Source organism: Taibaiella koreensis (genome assembly GCF_003545715.1).
In the GTDB taxonomy this organism is placed as follows: Bacteria; Bacteroidota; Bacteroidia; order Chitinophagales; family Chitinophagaceae; genus Taibaiella; species Taibaiella koreensis.
This window is the reverse complement of record NZ_QVNU01000001.1, coordinates 646,246-665,657: the sequence shown is the minus strand read 5'-3', so window position 1 is coordinate 665,657 and position 19,412 is coordinate 646,246. Positions and strand designations below refer to the sequence as shown.

Below are 19,412 nucleotides of genomic sequence, written 5' to 3'. Positions count from 1 at the left end.
TTTGCTATAGCTGAAAACAGAAATTTCAGATGGTGCTTGATTAAGCGTTGGTTTGCTGCTGTTGCTGCTGGTTGGCAACCATATTGTTGCTTGTAGTAGAAGAAGGGGTTTCTTTCATACCGCTTTCAATTTCTTTTTTGATGCCATCTTTAGCATCATTGAATTCACGGATGCCTTTACCAATGCCCTTCGCCAGTTCAGGTATTTTCTTACCGCCAAATAATATGATCACAACCAGGACAATCCACAACCACTCCATACCACTAGGCATAGACAATAACATCGGGAAGTTCATTGATGAAATAGCCATTAAAAAGAATTTATTAAATGAAGCAATAAGACAAAGATAACCTTTTTTTGGTCAACCCGTACATTTTATTCCCCTACTTTAACGCTTGGTTGAGGAAAAAAATCCACTAACGCCTCCTCGGCAACTGACAATTTCTAAAGTACGAAAATGTTTTTTTCCTATAAAAAAAATATTCTACCGATAGCATTCCTACCTGTCAGATTCTTTATTTTTGCACACACTTAACTTATTTAAAATATAACCATGCGGGTTTCCTATTGCCTTATCACCTTCCTGGCGCTTCTGACAGCCTTCCGGGGGCTGGCCGGCGGCAATAATATTGTTGAAAACGAACAAACACTGCGCCAATACCTGGAGCAAACGGTATTCCCGGTCGATACCGGCGCACAAGCTATCGTCCTTTATGAAAAAGGAAGTGCTGAGCTCTATGAGGGCAACCTGACTTACAGGGTTGAAAAAACGATCAAGATCCTGGGGAAAGATGCTATCGGCGACCTTAGTGAAGTAGTGCTGCCCTATGGCGGCCACGGATATGTGCGCAGGATATCGGGCACTACTTATAACCTGGAAGACGGTAAGATCGTAAAGCAATCGATAGAACGGGACGATATGCTGAAAGACAAGATCGACAAAAACACCAAGCTCACGAAATTCAGCCTGCCTTCCGTAAAGGTCGGATCGATCATTCACTATTCCTATATTAAGGAGCAGCCGGGATTCCTGTATGTACCCGACTGGTACTTCCAGGAAAAATATCCCAAGCTGTACTCTACCTTCAGCATGAGCATTCCCAGGTATATCATTTATGATGCCTTACTGCGCGTGAATGTAGCCATGCATGCTACCGAAAAGGAGTCGGCGCTGGACACCTGCAGCGCCTGCTTTATGGACGATCCTACCACCCAGGCCAACGTACGTACCTGGGTGCGCCGGGATGTACCCGCCTTCAGGGAAGAGCCATACATGAGCAGCGAGCAGAATTACCTCGAACGGATCAAGATCCATGTATCCTCGGTAAGACTTGGCGGCATTACCTATAATGTGCTCAAGGACTGGCCCAGCTTTTCGACCGAGGCTTTTATCAAAAGCGAGGGCAGCTGTGGCCAGGCTTTCGCCCGTAACGGTTTCCTTGAAGACAAAGTAACGGAGTTGACCAAAGGCACAACCGACGAGCTGGCGAAGGCGCAGGCTCTATACAGCTATGTAAGGAATCATTATACCAGGGTAAGCGGCGGAACCTTTTCCACCGATATTAAAAAAGTATTCGAAGAGCAAAAAAGTAACCAGCCCGGCATCAACCTGTTGCTAACGGCATTCCTGCGCAAGGCGGGCCTCAATAGCGTGCCCGTGATCCTTAGCACCCGGGACCAGGAGCGCCTGAATATGCTCTTCCCCAATCCCGACCCTGTCAATTGCCTCGTCAGTATGGTAACGATAGGCAAACGGCAATATTTCCTGGATGCTTCCTATCGGTTCCTTCCTTTCGGCATGCTGTTGCCCGAGTGCTATAATGGCTACTGCCGTACGATTACCGAGGCAGGGGGGAGCGGGGTTGAGCTGGAGCCGGACAGCCTGCTGAACAAAACGGTATTTATGGTTTCCTTAATGCCCTCGGAAAAAGACAAACAGAAGCTGCGGCTCAAATTGCAGGAGCAGTTGGGTATCGTCACCAGCGCCTCCTACCGCAGCTCCTGGCAGAAAGATTCTACCAAGCTGAAAGAGAATATTCTTAACTCATTCAACAAAGGCACCATGAGCATAGAGACGGTGACCTGCACGTTTAAGAATATGGATCGTCCCGATGAGCGGCTACTGATCGAGTTTGAAACCCAGGTTAACCTGCGCGACGCCGGCACACTTTATTTTGATCCCTATTTTATCAAATTCCAGGAAAAAAATCCGTTTACTGCCGCCACCCGACATTATATGATTGAGCGGGAGTACCGGGAAGACATCAACTATGTTCTCAACTTTCAGCTGCCGGAAGGCTACGAGCTCGACGACTATCCCAAGTCTTCGGTGTTCAAATTCAACAACCCCGAACAGATCGTGATGAAGAACCTGATGGCCTACGATGAACAGGGTCGCCGCTTCTCACTCAACAGCCGGCTCAGTTCCAACACTACCCTGTTCCCAGCCGACGATTACAATGACCTGCGCACCTTTTACGAAAAGGTGATGGAGCTACAGCAGCAGAAAATTGTTTTGAAGAAAAAAGATTAACCTGTGAAATGCCTTTGTCTCATTCCCGCCTTGCTGTGGGTTACATTCCTGTCGTACCGGGCCGGCGCCCAGAACAAGCGCCTGCTGGATAACGATTCGTTGCTGAAAGTATACCTGCAGCAGCAACCCGGTGGCGCTGATACTGGCGCAGAAGCGATTACCCTGTTCGAAAAAGGATCGGCACGGCTCAAAATGCGTTACGAAAGCTATTATGATCTTACCTTAAAAACAGAACGTTATTTAAAGATCAACAAGCAGCAAGCGCTTGACCTTGCCAATGTTTCTATTCCTTATGCTAATGGACTTGACGTGGATGATATCGATTTCCAATCCATCAACCTGGTAAATGGCGAAGTGATACGGGAAAAGCTTCGCAAAAAAGACATTCTGAAAGAACGGCTTGCCGGTGATGTGAAGCTATATAAATTCAACTTCCGGAATATTAAACCGGGGTCCATTATTTACTACGCTTATACTTACGATATCAGGTTAAATTATTACATGGGTAACAACTTGCCTGCGAGCTGGAGCTTCCAGGGACAATACCCTGCCCTGGAGTCCTGGTTTGAGCTGGTCATACCCGATCATGTAAGCTATCGGTGGGTAGCTAAAAACGTCGCTTTTGCCCGCACTACCCCGGAAACATTTAACCAGCGGGACAGCGCAAGGCTCGAGTCCTACAACGAAAAAAGAAAAGAGAATACCTGTATCTGGAGAAGACACTCGGTTCCGGCTATCAAGCAGGAGGATTATATACGTAATCCCGATCTGCTTACCGAACGGATTAACCTGTCGATCTCGGTCAGATCTCCTTTCTATAATGTAGAAAGCCGAACAATACCGGAAAGCTGGGCCAAAGCGAATGAGCTCTTTTTATACAGGCATCCCTTCCTTGGCTATTGGGCTTTCCACCTGCAGGATACGCTCTCTACGGTACTCGATAAGCTGAATAAAGGCTGGTCCGACAACATGGTAATGGCCAGAGATATCTACACTTTCGTCCGGGATTCAATAGGCGAAAGGGATAAGAACACGAACCCGGTCAGTACCTATTGGGATATTTCGCCTGAAGCCGTCCTTAAGAACAAGAAGGGATCGGCAATGCAAAAGAATATACTGCTCACAGCATTGCTTCGAAAGGCCGGATTCAAAAGCAATCCGATATTGCTCAGTACCACTAACGGCGAGAAAATAGAAGAGCGGTATTTTGAGATGGAAGCTATTAATTATCTAATCTCCTCGGTAAAGATAAACGACAAAGATTACCTGCTTGATGCATCATCAAAGTATCTTCCCTTCGGCATCCTGAAGCCGAGCTGCTACAATGGCTTTGCCTGGATGATAGACAAGGAAGGCAAACCTTTGCAATTGGATCCGGACAGCCTGGAAGAGCGTAAAACCACCGTGGCTACCATAACACCTTCACCAAAAGAGGGCGACTACCACCTCACGATTGAAGAAAAACTGGGCAATGTAAGTGCCCCCCAAATGCGCGCCGCGCTTAAGGAGGATTCGGTCGCCGTCAGGAAAGAGCTGGAGGAAGAGATGAGCAAGCTGAGCTGCAAATCCCGGCTGAAAAGCTATAAGATCATGAACCGGGACCTGCCCGATACCAGCCTCAGAATCCTTTACGACCTGGATATGACGCTGGACACCAGCGGCAACATCATCTATATCAATCCCTTTTTTAAACCGCTGTTTCACACCAACCCGTTCTCGGCCGACCAGCGCCGGTACCCTGTTGAATTCGGCTATGCCTTCACCTACCAGTTTATCCTGCGCTTCAGGATTCCCGACGGCTATGAGCCCGAAGATTACAACAACCCGGTACAGCTGAGCCTGAACGATTATATGTTCTACAAAAGCCTGATGCGTTATGATCCGGCCGACCGGGTACTGTCGCTCAGCTATAGCTTATCGTCTAAAACCGCAACCGTCGATGCAGCAAGCTATGCAAACCTGCGCACCTTCTACGACCGGATCATCAATGAGCAGCATAAAAAAATCGCCCTAAGAAAAACCAACTGATATGAAATCATTCACCACTATTGCCCTACTGCTGCTGGCATCATTCTGCTGCCCGGCCAAAGAGGCTCCTGCGCCCGATCTGGCCACTTCGGGCCTGCCGGATTCGCTAAAGAAAAATGCACACGCCATTATCCGCTACGACAACACCTCTGTGAAGATAAAAGCGCTGGACGAGGTGATCCATACCCGCAAATATGCAGTGACCATACTGGATGAGGCAGGAAAAGGATATGCCGTACTGCGCGAGCAATACAATCTGCTGGTCAAAATAGAGAAGATCAAAGGCCGCCTGCTGGACGCTGCCGGCAAGGAGATCAGGAGCCTGAAGGAAAAAGAGATCGTCGACCGTTCGACTTTCGGACAAAGCTTCGTTTATCACAGCGATTCCCGGATCAAGTATTTCGACTTTCAGCACACGACCTATCCATACACAGTCGAATACGAGATCGAAGAAACATATAAAACCACTTTCTTTTTACCGGGCTGGATGCCGCAACCCGACAACGATTGCGCTATAGAAAACGCGGAATGCACGGTATATTATCCCAGCGACCTCAACATCAGCTACCAGGAATTTCTAATGCCTGCCAATATAGCCCGGAGTACGAACACAGATGGCGACCAGAAGAGCATTACCTGGAAAATAAAACAACTGCCGGCTTACGAAAGGCAGCCTGCCAGCCGCATCGGCAACTATGAAGATCCTACCATAGTGTTTACGGCCAACCGCTTCGAGCTGCTCAAATATAAAGGGGATATGCAAAACTGGCAAAGCTTCGGCTCCTTCTTCTACCAGCTGAATGAAGGAAGGGATGTATTGCCCGATGAAGCCCGGGCTAAAGTACATGCATTGGTAGACGGAGAAACGGACACTTATAATAAGATCCAAAAGTTGTATGCCTATATGCAGCAAACTACGCGCTACGTGGCCAACGAATACGGTATTGCCGGCTGGCAGACCTTTGACGCGGCGAGTGTAGCCAAAAATGGTTACGGTGATTGCAAAGGACTAACCAACTATCTCAAAGCCATGCTTAAAGAAGCTGGCATTCCTGCCTACACCACACTGGTTTATGCCGGAGAGCAGCATCGTAAAATGGACCTGGAGCATCCCGCCAATACCTTCAATCATGTGATCCTTTGTGTGCCGCAGCCCAAAGACAGCATTTGGGTCGAGTGTACCAGCCAGCAACTGCCTGCTGGTTACCTGGGCGGCTTTACCCAAGGCCGGAAGGTGCTGGTGGTAACGGAGAACGGCGGTTATGTATGCACCACGCCCACATACGATAAGGATAAGAATTATATCCAGCGTACGGCTACACTGCAGCTGGATCAGGCTGCCAGCCAGCAAAAGGTAAACCTGCGCTGCCGGTACAGCGGTCCCATGCAGGACGACATCGACAATATGGTCAAGACACAGCCAGAGCACAAGATAAGGGAGCTGGTGAACAGCAAATTCGCTTTTCCCTCATACAGCGCGACCAATTACCAATACCACCAGATAGGCGCGCCCCGGTTGCCAGGGCTGGAAGAAGATGTGGAAGCACAGGTCGCCGGTATTATCAGCAGCACCAAAAAAAGGAGCTTTGTGAACATCGCCTGGATGCGCAATCCCATGCCCGAGATATTCCAGAGCAAGCCACGCACCGTTCCCTTTGTGCTGGCGCAATCTTTCCGTGTCACCGACAGCATCATTGTCGATCTGCCTGCCGACCTGGAAGTGGAAACCCTGCCCAGACCTACCAGCCTTAAATATCCCTTTGCCGAGTACCATGTCCGGCTGGAAAAAGCCGGAAGCAAAATGTCCCTGATACGTATCTACGAGCAGAACGAAGGCGTGTACAGCGCTGCGGATTTTGAAAAATACCAGGAGATGTACCGGACGATCAATGCAGAAAAGGAAAACCTTAATATCGTACTGCTGAACAAAACACCCTGATATGCTTTTATGGAAAAAAGCAGCGCCTGCGTCTTACCGTAAATCGCCTGTCGTTACTTATTAAAACGGCCGGCGTTGTACATGCAGTACCCTTGTTTCACCTCCGGCAGGCGATGTTCCTGTAGTCACCCGCCCCAAAACCGAGACTAAGATGCGTATGTTTGCTTTTCCGCTTTTCCTGGTTATGTTCTTGTCTGCATGCAAGCCGGCGACCGACCCGCAATCGACGCCTGCGGCAAGCCAGCAAGCCGAGCCTTTGCCGGCGCCGCCGGCAAAGGTGGGCGCTATCCCACTGCCTCCGGGCTACGTACGGATCAAAGCAGGGCCTCACGATTATGCCACCTTCCTGCGTATGCTCCCCCTGAAAAAGGACAACACGGTATATCTCTACAATGGCCAGAAAAAGCGCAACCAGAAGGCCCAGTATGCCGTTCTGGTTATGGATATCGGCAACAAAGACCTGCAGCAATGCGCCGACGCGGTAATGCGGCTACGTGCCGAATACCTCTTTGAGCAGCAATTGCCAGGCGCCATCGCCTTCCGCTTCAACAATGGCTTCCTTTGCGACTATGAGCACTATGCAGCGGGCTACCGGGTCTCGGTAAACGGGAATCGATATGCCTGGGTAAAGCAGCAGCCGGCCGATCCCTCTTATGAAACCTTCCGCCGGTACCTGGACCTAGTCTTCAGCTATGCCGGCACCCGGTCGCTACATGCGCAGCTGAAACCGGTCCCCTTTACCAGCCTGGCTGCCGGACAGGTGCTGATCCAGACAGGTGAACCTTACGGACATGCCGTAACAGTAATGGATATGGCTTATCACCCGGAAACAAAGGATACGATCTTCCTGCTTTCCCAAAGCTTTATGCCGGCGCAGGACATCCATATTCTGCGCAATTTTACAAACCCGAAGCTATCGCCCTGGTATTCGATACACACGGAAGGCGACCTCGACACGCCCGACTGGACTTTTCACAAGGAAGACCTGCGCACTTTTTGACAGGGCAGCAGTCCAAAAATGGCAAAGCTGCCGGCTAATGGGCCGGCAGCTTTGTATTACCTATCGCATAAGCTAGTTACATCCTTTCGTAGATGATCGCAGCGCCCTGTCCTACACCAATACACATAGTCGCTAAGCCATAACGGACCTCACGGCGCTTCATCTCGTGCAACAAGGTAGCAGATATACGCGCCCCACTGCAACCCAGTGGATGTCCCAACGCAATAGCCCCGCCGTTCACGTTCACTATTTCGGGATTGATCTTCAGATCACGGATCACGGCCAGCGACTGGGATGCAAATGCCTCGTTGAGCTCTGCCAGGCCAAGATCGTTGATCGTAAGTCCCGCCCGTTGCAACGCCTTTTCGGTGGCCGGTACCGGGCCGATACCCATAATAGCAGGATCGACGCCGGCAACTGCACGGCTCACGATACGGGCCAAAGGTTTCAGGTTATATTGCTTTACGGCGTTTTCCGAGGCCAGCAGCAGCGCCGCGGCGCCATCGTTGATACCGCTGCTATTGCCCGCAGTTACGGTACCATCCTTAATGAAAGCGGGTTTCAGCTCGGCCAGCTTTTCCATAGGCGACAGACGGGGGTGCTCGTCTTTATCGAATGAAAGTGTTTTTCCCTTGCCCAGGGCCACGGTTACCGGCGCCAACTCATCGGCAAATTTACCGGCATCGTGCGCTTTCTGGTACTTATCCTGGCTTTCAAAGGCAAAGCGGTCCTGCTCTTCGCGGCTGAGGCCCCATTGCTTCGCTACATTCTCGGCAGTCTCTCCCATGGTATAGGGATGATATAGCGCCGACAACGCCGGGTTGATGAAACGCCAGCCCATAGTCGTGTCGAACATTTGCTGGTTCCTTCCGAAAGCACCATCTGCCTTACCCATAACGAAAGGAGCACGGGTCATGCTTTCCACACCACCGGCGATGAACAGTTCGCCTTCACCACATTGGATCGATCGGCTGGCATCCATAATGGCCTGCAGCCCCGAAGCACATAACCGGTTTACCGTATTGCCGGCAACGGAAACAGGCAAGCCTGCCAGCAGGGCCGACATACGGGCCACGTTGCGGTTGTCTTCCCCGGCCTGGTTGGCCGCGCCCGCGATCACATCTTCGATAGCGTTTACATCAACTGAGGGATTGCGGGCTACCAGTGCTTTGATCACATGCGCCAACATATCGTCGGGACGCACGGTGCTTAGCGTTCCGCCATACTTGCCAATGGGCGTACGAACGGCATCGATTACATATACGTTATTAGACATTAGATATTAGACATTAGATATTAGACCTTAGATATTAGATGTTAGACCTTAGATATTAGACGTTAGATATTGGACCGCGGACCTACCAGTTGTCTTTGGCCTTGTTGCCGGTCTTGATGGCCTGTTCCAGCTGGGTAGCGACATTCAGCAGCTTTTCATTCACTTCCTTCCGGATGTGCTTGGCCGGCTTGTTGTTCCGTTGCAGCTGATCGTAGCCCACCGTTTCGACAATACCATCGGCATAGGCAGCCTGAACGGCGATATTATCGAAGGTAAATTTATAGCGGCCGTCCTTGAACATGATATTCAGCTTGAAGTTCACCAGGCCATGCGTGATCGCCCAGTTAAAGCCCGAAGCTGCTTTCATGACTAAAGTAGCGGTATTGGTAATGCTCAGGTCGCTTTCGTCGAACTTGATATTGTTATCGTCCGTTTTCATATTGGCGATGATCCAGCTCTTCGCTCTTTTGAACATTTCTTCTTTGCTCACGCCTTCTACATTGACCACCTGCTCATATTGATAGCTTCCGTTCTCGCCTTGCACTACCACTACTTTATACTCCTCTTCTTTATCCTTGGCCTGTACAGCAGGCGCTGTCATCAGCAAGGAAAGTACAACTAACCATATTTTTTTCATGTTTCCGGGATTTCGGTATTGATGTATTAAAAACTACTTGATCACGCCCAGCTCTTTGCCTACTTTGGTAAAGGCGGCGATGGCTTCGTCGAGATGATGCTGCTCGTGACCTGCAGAGATCTGCACACGGATACGGGCCTGTCCTTTGGGCACCACGGGGAAGAAGAACCCGATCACATATACGCCTTCTTCGAGCAGGCGTGCGGCCATTTTTTGCGCGAGCACCGCATCGTACAGCATAATGGGGCTGATGGGGTGCGTGCCAGGCTTGATATCGAATCCGGCCTCGGTCATCTTGCTGCGGAAGTAGCGGGTATTGGCTTCCAGCTTATCACGTAGCTCGGTGGTCTCGCTCAGCATATCCAGCACAGCGATTGAAGCGCCCACTACCGAGGGCGCAACTGTATTGCTAAACAGGTAAGGACGACTACGCTGGCGCAGCATTTCAACCACTTCTTTCTTACCGCTGGTAAAACCGCCGGAAGCACCGCCCAGGGCTTTACCAAGAGTACCAGTAATGATATCGATACGTCCCATAACGTTGCAAAGCTCATGTACGCCGCGACCGGTCTTACCCATAAAACCGGAAGAATGACTCTCGTCGATCATCACGATCGCATCGTATTTGTCGGCCAGGTCGCATATTTTGTCCAGAGGGGCTATAGTACCATCCATTGAGAATACCGAATCGGTAACGATAAGACGGGTACGGGCATCTTTGTGCTCGATCAGGCGCTGCTCCAGCTCGGCCAGGTCGCAGTTTTTATAACGGGCTCTTTTGGCCTTGCACAACCTTACACCATCGATGATAGAAGCGTGGTTGAGCTCGTCGGAAATAATAACATCATCTTCGCCCAGCAAGGGTTCAAACACACCACCATTGGCATCAAAACAGGCCACATACAATATCGTATCTTCCGTGCCCAGGAAAGTGGACAGCTTCTGTTCCAGCTGCTTATGAATGTCCTGTGTGCCGCAGATAAACCGTACAGAACTCATTCCATAACCCCTTTCGTCGATGGTCTTCTTGGCAGCCTCCAGCACTTTGGGATGAGAAGAAAGCCCCAGGTAGTTATTGGCGCAAAAGTTGAGCACTTTTTTGCCGTTCACCATGATCTCGGCGCCCTGCTCAGAATCGATGCGGCGCTCACTTTTAAAAAGACCGGCTTCTTTGATCTCGTCAATTTCTCCCTGTATGCGGGTATAGAATGATTTGCTGGACATATTGTTCCTGGTTAGTTTAAATATTTGAATAAAAAAACAGTGCAAAGCTAATCAATTACCCCCGAGATATACATATTTCCCGCAAACGATTTCGGCATGCAGCATCGCCGGCAGACCCTTATTGCGGCTGTTTTCGTATTTTTAGCGCCTTAAATCATTTTTTGCCTTAAATGTCGTTTCAGAAATCCATTTTGTTCCCTTGCCTCCTGGCTTCCGCGGCAGCGGTATATGGCCAGGAAAAGCTGGGAGAAGGTATGCTTACCTATGCCGTTACTATCAGCGGAAAAGTACCCACACCCGCGAATGAGCCTGCGCTTACGGAAGCCAAATCGGGTATCCTTTCCATTTATGTGAAGGACAACTACGTACGCCAGGATATTAAGCTGGAAGATGGCTATACGTATTCCCGCATCAGCAACTATATTACCGATAAAGATATTATCCTTCAGACGATCAATACCACACACTACGCTATCGAGATCGGGATGAAAGAAGAGCGTAAAAAGAATATAGCCTTTCTGAATGCCACCCTGGAACCGGGGCGGAGCCGGAAAAAGATAGGCGACTTTGAAGCGCAGGAAGCAAAGCTGCAATACCGTGACGGGAGCACTTTCCAACTGTATTATATCGACCGCTATACCCTGTTGCATCCCGAAGTGTTTGAGCGCAGTCCGGAGCTGAACGGTATACCCGCACTATTCGACATACCCGGAAGCAATGGTTTCAGCACGCATTTCGAGCTGAAGACCATCAGCCCTGAGCCCGTATCCTCATCGGTGTTCCAGGTACCTGAGGGCTATCGTATCATCAGCAGAAAGGAGTATGAGAAATTAATACGTTAGTATTGTACATTTGTTCATAGATTAAGCAACGCACATCCTTAAAACCTATTTTCTATGCGCTGGAGAGGCGAACGCGAAAGCGACAATATCGAAGATGGCCGCGGTATGAGCGGCGGCGGCAAAGTGGCCATCGGCGGTGGCATCGGCGCCATTATTGTATTGGTGATCGGCTTGCTTACCGGCAAGGATTTTTCCAGCCTCCTCAATACTTCCCAGGATCCATCGGTAACCCAATCGGCCAACAATGGCCCCCGGGCGCCCAGGAGCGACGATTCCACGGCACATTTTGTGAGCGTGGTGCTGGCCAGTACCGAAGATGTATGGAGTAAGATCTACCGCGACAACAATATGCAATACCAGCAGCCGAAGCTGCGCATGTTTGACGAGGCTGTACAAAGCGCTTGCGGCAATGCCTCGGCCGCTATGGGTCCTTTTTATTGCCCTGCCGACCAGAAGGTGTATATCGACCTCTCCTTCTGCAACGAATTGAAAGAGCGTTTCCGCGCGCCGGGCAACTTCGCTATCGCCTATGTTGTCGCGCACGAGGTGGGGCATCATGTACAGAACCTGATGGGCATTTCGGAACAGGTACAACGCCAGCGCAGCCGCCTGAGCGAAGCAGATTACAATAAGCTTTCCGTAAAGCTGGAGCTCCAGGCCGACTTTCTCGCCGGTGTATGGGCCTTTCACGCCAATCAAATGCGCGGTATACTGGAGCCGGGCGACCTGGAATCGGCGCTTACTGCGGCTAATGCTATCGGCGACGATAAGCTGCAAAAAGAAGCACAGGGCTATGTAGTCCCCGATGCCTTTACCCACGGTACTTCCCAGCAGCGGATGTACTGGTTCAAAAGAGGCTTTGAGAGCGGAAACCTTAACCTCGGCCGCTTCCAGGATATCCGCTAGCGCAGCCCGTTTTTTTAAAGAAAAGAAGATGTCTATTCAAGTTGAGCATTTAACCAAGATATTCGGCGAGCAGAAAGCCGTCAACCAGGTCTCCTTTAGTATTGAAAACGGCGTAGTCGGTTTTCTCGGCCCCAATGGCGCCGGCAAGTCTACCACAATGAAAATGCTGAGCACCTATATCAGTCCCAGTGCAGGCAAGGCACTGGTATGCGGGTACGACGTAGCCCGCCAGTCGATGGAAGTGCGCCGTAATGTAGGCTACCTGCCCGAAAGCAATCCTTTGTATTACGACATGTATGTGCGGGAGTACCTTGAGTTTGCTGCGGGTGTACACCAACTGGGCAGCCGGAAAAAAAGCCGTATCGATGAGATGATTGTCCAAACCGGTTTGCAGAAAGAGATCAAAAAGAAGATCGGCGCTCTGTCCAAGGGATACAAGCAAAGAGTGGGCCTGGCCCAGGCCATGATCCACGATCCCAGGGTGCTGATACTTGATGAGCCCACCAGCGGCCTCGATCCCAACCAGATCATGGATATCCGCGACCTCATTATCAATCTGGGCAAAGACAAGACGGTCCTGCTGTCTACACATATTATGCAGGAGGTGCAGGCAATGTGCAGCCGGGTGATCATTATCAATAACGGCACTATCGTGGCCGATGATGCGATCGGCAATATCCAGTCAGCCGAAAAGCCCGCTACCGGGCTGCTGGTGGAATTTGACCGGCCCGTCGACGAAACAGCGCTGCGCGCCCTGAAACAGGTACGCCAGCTAAAACAGGTGGAACAGCGCTGGCTACTGGAGACCACACAGCCGGAGGCCTTGCGCAAGGAGCTGATGACCTGGTCGCTGCAGAATGATATCGCGATTGTATCCCTCCAGAACAGCAGCCAATCGCTGGAAGAGGCCTTCCGCGACCTGACCAGGGGAAAATAAGCCGATAGCTGGCCGGTAGAGACGTAACATGCTACGTCTCTACCGGCTATCGGTAAAAATTATCTGATCCTTTTTCTAATTGATACCTGAAGTCACCGATTCCCGGTGGATCTTTTTCACCAATCCCTGCAGCACGTTACCGGGTCCGCATTCCGTAAATTCTGCTGCACCGTCGGCTACCATATGCTCGATGGTTTGGGTCCAGCGCACCGGCGACGTCAACTGGTTGATCAGGTTGGCTTTGATCTGTTCCGGGTCGGTATACGGACGGGCATCTACATTTTGATAAACAGGACACATCGGCGTATTAAAAGTGGTCTGCTCTATAGCTGCCTGAAGCTCCTGCCGGGCCGGCTCCATCAACGGCGAATGGAATGCACCGCCTACCTGCAGCACGAGCGCACGCTTGGCTCCGGCAGCCTTCATGGCCTCGCAGGCCTGGTTTACACCCTCGATGCTGCCGCTGATCACCAGTTGTCCGGGACAATTGTAATTGGCGGGCACCACTACTTCATCCGTAATGCGGGCGCATATCTCTTCCACCTTGGCATCTTCCAGGCCGAGGATCGCGGCCATCGTGGAGGGCGTCAGCTCACAGGCTTTCTGCATAGCGGCGGCCCTTGGGGCAACCAGCTTCAGCGCATCTTCAAAGCTCAGCGCGCCGGCGGCCACCAGGGCCGAAAATTCACCGAGGGAATGGCCGGCAGTCATATCCGGTTTCAGTCCGGGTGTCACCGAATAGGCAATTACAGAATGGAGAAATACCGCAGGCTGCGTTACTTTGGTCTGCTTCAGCTCCTCTTCTGTACCCGAAAACATAATATCGGAGATGCGGAAGCCAAGGATATCATTGGCTTGCTCAAACAACGTTTTTGCCTGCTCGTTGCTCTCATAAAGGTTCTTGCCCATACCCGGGAACTGCGCACCCTGTCCGGGAAAAATGTATGCGTGTTTCATAAGCTCGTTTTCGGATTAGCCCCGCACAAATGACCATTATTTACTATAGGTACCGAACGGGACTGCAATGATACAGTTTCGGGGCAATTCAGCAAAAATTTACCCGGCTTTGCCTTCCGAAAATTTGTAATTTATCCACAATCTCCCCAAAATCCATTCTTTGAACGTATTTTTGTAACCCTTAATGACCGTTCCGCATCGGAACGGGAACAAAAAACCATCCAGGCAGAAAGTATGAAATTCACATTTTATGGCCACGCTTGCTTTGCCGTGGAAGTTTCCGGAAAAAAGCTGCTTTTCGATCCCTTTATTACGGGCAATGAACTGGCAAAAGATATTGATATCCAAAAAATAGAAGCCGACTATATCCTGGTTTCCCATGGCCATGGCGATCACGTAGGCGACCTGCTTGCCATAGCCCGGAATACCGGCGCTACGGTTATTTCCAATGCAGAGATCACTACCTGGGTCGCCGCACAGGGTTACGATAAAGTACACCCGATGAACTTTGGCGCCCGCGAATTCGACTTTGGCAAGGTCCACTATGTGCCGGCACAGCATAGCAGTGGCCTCCCCGACGGCAGCTATGGCGGCAATCCCGGTGGTTTTGTGATCCGCACCAGCGAGATCAACTTCTACTTTGCCGGCGATACCTGCCTCACTATGGATATGCAGTTGATTCCGAGGTACACCAAGCTGGATGTCGCGATCTTACCCATCGGTGGCAATTTTACCATGGATGCGGAAGAAGCCGTGATCGCAGCCGATTTTGTGCAGTGCGATAAAGTGGTGGGCATTCACTTCGATACTTTTGGTTATATTGTGATCGATCACGAAAAAGCAAAGACGGCCTTTGCCCAGGCTGGTAAGGAGCTGATCCTGCCCACGATCGGTCAAACGATCGAATTGTAATTCAGGTGAGCAGCAAAGGCAGGCAGCGGCTGATAGGATTTGGAAGCCTGTTCACGCCCTTAATCACTTTGCTGGCTATAGGAGTTAAAATCTTCCTGAAGGCTCCGGTGAGGAGCGGTTATAACGGTGATGAAGAGCATGCTGTCATTAGCCTGGTAATCATCATCGTTGCAGTGTCCTTGCTACCACCCATACTGCTTTGGGGAAATGGCCTTAAGGAATATGCAAAAGGTGCTTTGTGGGGCGTGTTGGTCTTTTATCTGATCGTTTTTTATCTTATCCTGACACTTATCGATAGATAAGTCATTTTTTAAACTGCTCTGTAAAGAGCTTGTTACATGGCAAAAGTAATAGCAATAGCAAACCAGAAAGGGGGCGTGGGTAAAACTACCACGGCGATCAACCTCGCAGCCAGCCTGGCTGTACTGGAATACAAGACCCTGCTGATCGATGCCGATCCGCAGGCCAACAGCACTACAGGCAATGGCTTTGACCTAAAGAACATCCAGGTGAGCCTCTACGACTGCATCGTGAACGAGATGCCCGTATCGCAGGCGATGCTGGAAACGGAAACACCAAACCTGTACCTGCTACCCTCCCACCTTGACCTGGTGGGTGCGGAGATCGAGCTGATCAATCATCCCAACCGTGAGCATATTTTGCGACACGCCCTGGAAAAAGAAGGCCGGGAGTTCGATTTTATCATTATCGACTGCTCTCCTTCTTTAGGCCTGATCACTGTAAATGCGCTCACCGCCGCCAACTCGGTGGTGATCCCGGTGCAATGCGAGTACTTTGCCCTGGAAGGCCTGGGCAAATTGCTGAACACGATCAAAATCGTGCAAACGCGCATCAATACAGAGCTGCAGATCGAAGGCATTCTGATGACTATGTACGACGGGCGTCTGCGCCTCAGCAACCAGGTAGTGGAAGAGATCAAAAATCACTTTGAGGAGCTTGTGTTCAACACGATCATTCACCGGAATACCAAGCTGGGCGAAGCACCCAGCTTCGGCAAGCCGGCGCTGATGTATGATACGGAAAGCACAGGCGCAATCAATTACCTCAACCTGGCAAAAGAGATACTGCAAAAGAATAACCTGACCAAGATCAAGAACGAAGACAAAATATTTGAAGCGGACGAGCATGGAACAAACAACTAGCACTGTGGACAAAGGGAAAGAAAACGCGAACATGACAAATTCCAACAATAAGAAGAAAGCGCTGGGACTGGGCATTAAAGCCCTGCTCAACAACATTGACGAAGAGCTCAAAGCTACGGCGGAGGCTATTCCCAGTGCATCGGGTAAAGCTGCTACCGTCGTGGGCGGCCGTATCCCGATAGACCAGATCGAGGTGAATCCCAAGCAACCCCGTCACGATTTTGACGAACAGGCGCTGAAGGAGCTTTCGGAAAGCATCTTATTGCACGACATTATCCAGCCGATCACCATTTCCAAAATGGCGAACGGCAAATACCGGCTGATCTCCGGCGAACGCCGCTTCCGGGCCTCTAAAATGGCCGGCCTTAAGGATATCCCGGCCTACATTCGCACTGCCAACGACCAGGAATTGCTGGAAATGGCGCTGCTGGAGAACCTGCAACGGGAGAACCTTAACGCCATCGAAATTTCGCTAAGCTACAAAAGGCTGATGGACGAATGCGCCATGACACAGGAGCAGGTAGCCGAAAGAATGAAAAAAGAACGCAGCACCGTGGCCAATTACCTGCGGCTGCTCAAATTGCCACCAGATATACAAAAAGCGGTGCGTGACGGCTTGCTGAGCATGGGACATGCCCGTGCCATTATTGGTCTGGAAAACGTGGAAGAGCAGCTTTACGCATACCGCGAAGCCACACAGAAAGGCTTGTCGGTACGGCAGATCGAGCAGCTGGTCAAAAATATGCTGCACGAAAAGAAACCGCTGGAGAAAACTGCGGCTGTGGCCAATAAGCTACCGCCTGCCTATAAGCGTATAGAAGATAACATGGCCTCTCACTTTGCCACGAAGGTTTCGCTTGACCGCAAGAAAAACGGCAAAGGAACGATCGTGATCGACTTCTACAACGATGAAGACCTTGAACGCATCATGGATGCGATGAAAATATAAATTATCTATTCGTGCCAGTACGAAAACAGAGCAGCCAGACCCGGAAGGTCCTGGCTGTTTTGTTTATTGCGGAAAGCAGGTCATTCATTCTTGAATTTCGGCAGGCTCAGCCTGTACTTCACAGCCAGTATGCGAACGATGAGGATCAATAGGCCGGACAACAAAAAGTTGGGGTTCCGGTCCAACCCGAAACGGTCGAGCAGCAGGTACACAAACGCGCCGGCCAGGCAAGCAGTAGCATAGATTTCCTTATGAAAAAGTATGGGTGTCTGGTTGGTAAGCACGTCGCGGATTACACCTCCCATGATAGCGGAGAACATACCCATTATGGCGGCTACCATAGGATGTACACCCATCAACAGGGCTTTCTCCGTACCGAGTATGGTAAAGAGGGCAATCCCGAAAGTATCGAAGATAAAAAGGGTACGGCGTAGCTTTTTCAGGCGGGTATAGAACAGGCTTGCCAGCACCACGCCGGTCAATATGGCGTAAAGAAAGGCCACATTACCGATCCACACCAATGGATAGCTTCCCAGCAGCATATCCCTGATACTACCGCCGCCTATCGCCGTAATAAAGCCGATAAAGGTAACGCCGAACCAGTCGGGATTAGACTTTTCGTTGGCGGCCAGCGCGCCGGATACCGCAAAGAAACCGGTACCGATCAGCTCAAAAACATACTGAATGTTCATGATACGAATGTAAGCATTAGCGGGCAGCAGCGTACATCATTTCGATAATGCGCACGACTTCCCTGCCTTCTTCGGCGCCGGTCATTACCGGATGATTATGATTGAGCACGTCGGCTACATTCTGGATCACCTTGTCATGATTGCTCATAGAGCCTTTATACAAACCGTAGTCATTTTCCTTGGCCACGATATTGATCTGCGGCAGCTCTTCACCCCGCAGGCATTGATACTCGAGCGTATTGAGGTATTGTCCGCCTATCTTAAGCGTACCGTTCTCGGCCAGGATCGTGATGGATCCTTCCATATTCTTTTCATAGGCGCAGGTCGAGAAATTAAAATTGATCAGGGCGCCGTTGGTAGCCTTTAGCAGGAAGCTGCCGCTGTCTTCAAATTCCGTATTGTGACTGTGTGCAAAATTGGTCAGCGTTCCCGAAGCCTGGGCAATACTGCCATTCAGGTAATACAGTATATCGATGAAATGGCTGAATTGCGTGAACAGACAGCCGCCATCCTTATCTTTTTTGCCCCGCCAGTCGCTTTGGGCATAGTAGTTATCGCTGCGGTTCCAGAAGCAATTGACCTGCATCATGTATACCCTCCCCAGTCGTCCTGAGCTGATCAATTCCTTTACGGCCACTACCGGCGGATTGTAGCGATTCTGCTTTACAGCAAAAATGATCTTATGGCTTTTACCAGCTGCTGCGATCATCTCATCGCATTCTGCATCGCTCATCGCCATAGGCTTTTCCACCACAACGTGCTTTCCGGCATTCAAGGCTGCTACCGCATTCCGGCAATGCAGGTAGTTGGGCGTACAGATGCAAACAACATCGGCTGTAGTGGCCGAGAGCAGGTCATCAATATTGGGATAATATGAGATTTCTTTATCCGGTAGCTGACCGACAATATCTGTATTGGTGTCGCAAATAGCAACCAACTTACATTCTTTGTTATTTATTATATGCTCAGCATGTCGTTTCCCGATATGCCCATATCCAATAATCGCAAATTTTATCATTCCGTTTCCTTCCGGTTTGCCCCCAAAAGAGGCATTTTCAATATTGTTTATGCCGGCCCTATATCGTCGATATGCGTATAAACCGGCAATCCTTTGGCTTGTACCAGATCGCGCTCCCTATTGGCGCCCGGACTTTCTGCGAGCAACAGCAACGCTTGGCAACTATCGATCACCGCCAGGGAAATGGCCATGATCGCCTGATTGCGTTCAACACCTGGCCCCGCCTTATCTACTATAGCTAAGGCTGCGTGTACACCAATGACAGGAGTATGTCCCTTTTCCAGCAACCGTACCGCAGCGGCAGTCATCCGGTCAAGGTTGGCCTGCTGCTGCTCTTCGGTAGCTGCTGTGTATGGCCCTGCCACGCCGATGATCATAACAAACAGGTTTACAGGCAAA

Annotated in this window: 19 protein-coding genes; 11 read left to right on the top strand and 8 right to left on the bottom strand. The window is 50.4% G+C overall.

The window, feature by feature from the left end; genetic code table 11:
• Positions 1–40: 40 nt before the first annotated feature.
• Positions 41–310, bottom strand: coding sequence for a Sec-independent protein translocase subunit TatA/TatB (locus tag DZK30_RS02930; protein ID WP_240432844.1), 270 nt, complete (start codon positions 308–310; stop codon positions 41–43).
• 243 nt (positions 311–553) lie between these two features.
• On the opposite strand from DZK30_RS02930, the gene DZK30_RS02925 reads away from it, so the two are divergent.
• The 4 genes from DZK30_RS02925 to DZK30_RS02910 all read left to right on the top strand — a co-directional run bounded on the left by DZK30_RS02925 (position 554) and on the right by DZK30_RS02910 (position 7,500).
• Complete coding sequence (locus tag DZK30_RS02925; protein WP_118972575.1) at positions 554–2,533, top strand: DUF3857 domain-containing protein; 1,980 nt, start codon at positions 554–556, stop codon at positions 2,531–2,533.
• A 3-nt stretch (positions 2,534–2,536) separates the two neighbouring features.
• Entirely contained in the window at positions 2,537–4,561 is a 2,025-nt protein-coding gene (locus tag DZK30_RS02920) for a DUF3857 domain-containing protein (protein WP_162902790.1), read from the top strand.
• Between the two features lies 1 nt (position 4,562).
• A complete protein-coding gene (locus DZK30_RS02915) occupies positions 4,563–6,500 on the top strand; it encodes a DUF3857 domain-containing transglutaminase family protein (RefSeq protein WP_118972573.1) in 1,938 nt (645 codons plus the stop codon).
• Between the two features lie 151 nt (positions 6,501–6,651).
• Positions 6,652–7,500 (top strand): DUF4846 domain-containing protein, encoded by an 849-nt coding sequence (locus tag DZK30_RS02910; RefSeq protein ID WP_205529346.1) that lies wholly within the window; start codon positions 6,652–6,654, stop codon positions 7,498–7,500.
• Positions 7,501–7,576: 76 nt separating this feature from the next.
• Here the strand turns inward: DZK30_RS02910 and DZK30_RS02905 are convergent, their stop codons facing one another.
• The 3 genes from DZK30_RS02905 to kbl all read right to left on the bottom strand — a co-directional run bounded on the left by DZK30_RS02905 (position 7,577) and on the right by kbl (position 10,637).
• Positions 7,577–8,776, bottom strand: a complete 1,200-nt coding sequence (locus tag DZK30_RS02905) for a thiolase family protein (RefSeq protein WP_118972571.1) — start codon at positions 8,774–8,776, stop codon at positions 7,577–7,579.
• An 82-nt stretch (positions 8,777–8,858) separates the two neighbouring features.
• Positions 8,859–9,413, bottom strand: a complete 555-nt coding sequence (locus tag DZK30_RS02900; RefSeq protein WP_118972570.1) for a DUF4468 domain-containing protein — start codon at positions 9,411–9,413, stop codon at positions 8,859–8,861.
• 33 nt (positions 9,414–9,446) lie between these two features.
• The gene (gene kbl / locus DZK30_RS02895; protein ID WP_118972569.1) at positions 9,447–10,637 is read right to left on the bottom strand and encodes a glycine C-acetyltransferase; all 1,191 of its coding nucleotides are present in this window, start codon (positions 10,635–10,637) and stop codon (positions 9,447–9,449) included.
• Between the two features lie 170 nt (positions 10,638–10,807).
• Here kbl and DZK30_RS02890 point away from each other — a divergent pair, with 170 nt between their 5' ends.
• From DZK30_RS02890 to gldA, 3 genes are read left to right on the top strand one after another with little or no spacing between them, the layout of a single operon-like run.
• Positions 10,808–11,479, top strand: coding sequence for a hypothetical protein (locus DZK30_RS02890; protein ID WP_118972568.1), 672 nt, complete (start codon positions 10,808–10,810; stop codon positions 11,477–11,479).
• Positions 11,480–11,533: 54 nt separating this feature from the next.
• Entirely contained in the window at positions 11,534–12,385 is an 852-nt protein-coding gene (gene ypfJ / locus DZK30_RS02885) for a KPN_02809 family neutral zinc metallopeptidase (protein WP_118972567.1), read from the top strand.
• A 28-nt stretch (positions 12,386–12,413) separates the two neighbouring features.
• Positions 12,414–13,322: a gliding motility-associated ABC transporter ATP-binding subunit GldA gene (gene gldA, locus DZK30_RS02880; protein ID WP_118972566.1), complete on the top strand. Its 909-nt coding sequence runs from the start codon at positions 12,414–12,416 to the stop codon at positions 13,320–13,322.
• A gap of 75 nt (positions 13,323–13,397) precedes the next feature.
• Here gldA and fabD read toward each other — a convergent pair whose 3' ends face one another.
• Positions 13,398–14,279, bottom strand: a complete 882-nt coding sequence (gene fabD / locus DZK30_RS02875) for an ACP S-malonyltransferase (RefSeq protein WP_118972565.1) — start codon at positions 14,277–14,279, stop codon at positions 13,398–13,400.
• 234 nt (positions 14,280–14,513) lie between these two features.
• On the opposite strand from fabD, the gene DZK30_RS02870 reads away from it, so the two are divergent.
• From DZK30_RS02870 to DZK30_RS02855, 4 genes are read left to right on the top strand one after another with little or no spacing between them, the layout of a single operon-like run.
• Positions 14,514–15,191 carry a metal-dependent hydrolase gene (locus tag DZK30_RS02870; RefSeq protein WP_118972564.1) on the top strand — a complete coding sequence of 226 codons (678 nt, stop codon included), beginning with the start codon at positions 14,514–14,516 and terminating at the stop codon, positions 15,189–15,191.
• Positions 15,192–15,196: 5 nt separating this feature from the next.
• Entirely contained in the window at positions 15,197–15,493 is a 297-nt protein-coding gene (locus DZK30_RS02865; protein ID WP_118972563.1) for a hypothetical protein, read from the top strand.
• A 36-nt stretch (positions 15,494–15,529) separates the two neighbouring features.
• On the top strand, positions 15,530–16,354 hold the full coding sequence (locus DZK30_RS02860; protein ID WP_118972562.1) for a ParA family protein: 825 nt from the start codon (positions 15,530–15,532) through the stop codon (positions 16,352–16,354).
• On the top strand, positions 16,338–17,303 hold the full coding sequence (locus DZK30_RS02855) for a ParB/RepB/Spo0J family partition protein (RefSeq protein WP_240432843.1): 966 nt from the start codon (positions 16,338–16,340) through the stop codon (positions 17,301–17,303). The genes DZK30_RS02860 and DZK30_RS02855 overlap by 17 nt, the downstream gene beginning before the upstream one ends.
• An 80-nt stretch (positions 17,304–17,383) precedes the next feature.
• Here the strand turns inward: DZK30_RS02855 and DZK30_RS02850 are convergent, their stop codons facing one another.
• The 3 genes from DZK30_RS02850 to DZK30_RS02840 are packed head-to-tail and all read right to left on the bottom strand — an operon-like array spanning position 17,384 to position 19,390.
• Positions 17,384–17,995, bottom strand: coding sequence for a trimeric intracellular cation channel family protein (locus DZK30_RS02850; protein ID WP_118972561.1), 612 nt, complete (start codon positions 17,993–17,995; stop codon positions 17,384–17,386).
• A gap of 16 nt (positions 17,996–18,011) precedes the next feature.
• A complete protein-coding gene (locus tag DZK30_RS02845) occupies positions 18,012–19,013 on the bottom strand; it encodes a Gfo/Idh/MocA family protein (RefSeq protein ID WP_118972560.1) in 1,002 nt (333 codons plus the stop codon).
• Between the two features lie 47 nt (positions 19,014–19,060).
• Complete coding sequence (locus DZK30_RS02840; RefSeq protein WP_118972559.1) at positions 19,061–19,390, bottom strand: TIR domain-containing protein; 330 nt, start codon at positions 19,388–19,390, stop codon at positions 19,061–19,063.
• Positions 19,391–19,412: the final 22 nt, after the last annotated feature.

Excerpts from the sequence above, each read along its gene's own strand:
- DZK30_RS02915 (WP_118972573.1), top strand. The coding sequence starts at position 4,563 with ATGAAATCATTCACCACTATTGCCCTACTGCTGCTGGCATCATTCTGC.
- DZK30_RS02845 (WP_118972560.1), bottom strand. The coding sequence starts at position 19,013 with ATGATAAAATTTGCGATTATTGGATATGGGCATATCGGGAAACGACAT.
- fabD (WP_118972565.1), bottom strand. The coding sequence starts at position 14,279 with ATGAAACACGCATACATTTTTCCCGGACAGGGTGCGCAGTTCCCGGGT.
- DZK30_RS02930 (WP_240432844.1), bottom strand. The coding sequence starts at position 310 with ATGGCTATTTCATCAATGAACTTCCCGATGTTATTGTCTATGCCTAGT.
- DZK30_RS02925 (WP_118972575.1), top strand. The coding sequence starts at position 554 with ATGCGGGTTTCCTATTGCCTTATCACCTTCCTGGCGCTTCTGACAGCC.
- DZK30_RS02855 (WP_240432843.1), top strand. The coding sequence starts at position 16,338 with ATGGAACAAACAACTAGCACTGTGGACAAAGGGAAAGAAAACGCGAAC.
- DZK30_RS02840 (WP_118972559.1), bottom strand. The coding sequence starts at position 19,390 with ATGATCATCGGCGTGGCAGGGCCATACACAGCAGCTACCGAAGAGCAG.
- gldA (WP_118972566.1), top strand. The coding sequence starts at position 12,414 with ATGTCTATTCAAGTTGAGCATTTAACCAAGATATTCGGCGAGCAGAAA.
- DZK30_RS02890 (WP_118972568.1), top strand. The coding sequence starts at position 10,808 with ATGTCGTTTCAGAAATCCATTTTGTTCCCTTGCCTCCTGGCTTCCGCG.
- DZK30_RS02905 (WP_118972571.1), bottom strand. The coding sequence starts at position 8,776 with ATGTCTAATAACGTATATGTAATCGATGCCGTTCGTACGCCCATTGGC.
- kbl (WP_118972569.1), bottom strand. The coding sequence starts at position 10,637 with ATGTCCAGCAAATCATTCTATACCCGCATACAGGGAGAAATTGACGAG.
- DZK30_RS02910 (WP_205529346.1), top strand. The coding sequence starts at position 6,652 with ATGCGTATGTTTGCTTTTCCGCTTTTCCTGGTTATGTTCTTGTCTGCA.
- DZK30_RS02860 (WP_118972562.1), top strand. The coding sequence starts at position 15,530 with ATGGCAAAAGTAATAGCAATAGCAAACCAGAAAGGGGGCGTGGGTAAA.
- DZK30_RS02870 (WP_118972564.1), top strand. The coding sequence starts at position 14,514 with ATGAAATTCACATTTTATGGCCACGCTTGCTTTGCCGTGGAAGTTTCC.
- ypfJ (WP_118972567.1), top strand. The coding sequence starts at position 11,534 with ATGCGCTGGAGAGGCGAACGCGAAAGCGACAATATCGAAGATGGCCGC.
- DZK30_RS02900 (WP_118972570.1), bottom strand. The coding sequence starts at position 9,413 with ATGAAAAAAATATGGTTAGTTGTACTTTCCTTGCTGATGACAGCGCCT.
- DZK30_RS02850 (WP_118972561.1), bottom strand. The coding sequence starts at position 17,995 with ATGAACATTCAGTATGTTTTTGAGCTGATCGGTACCGGTTTCTTTGCG.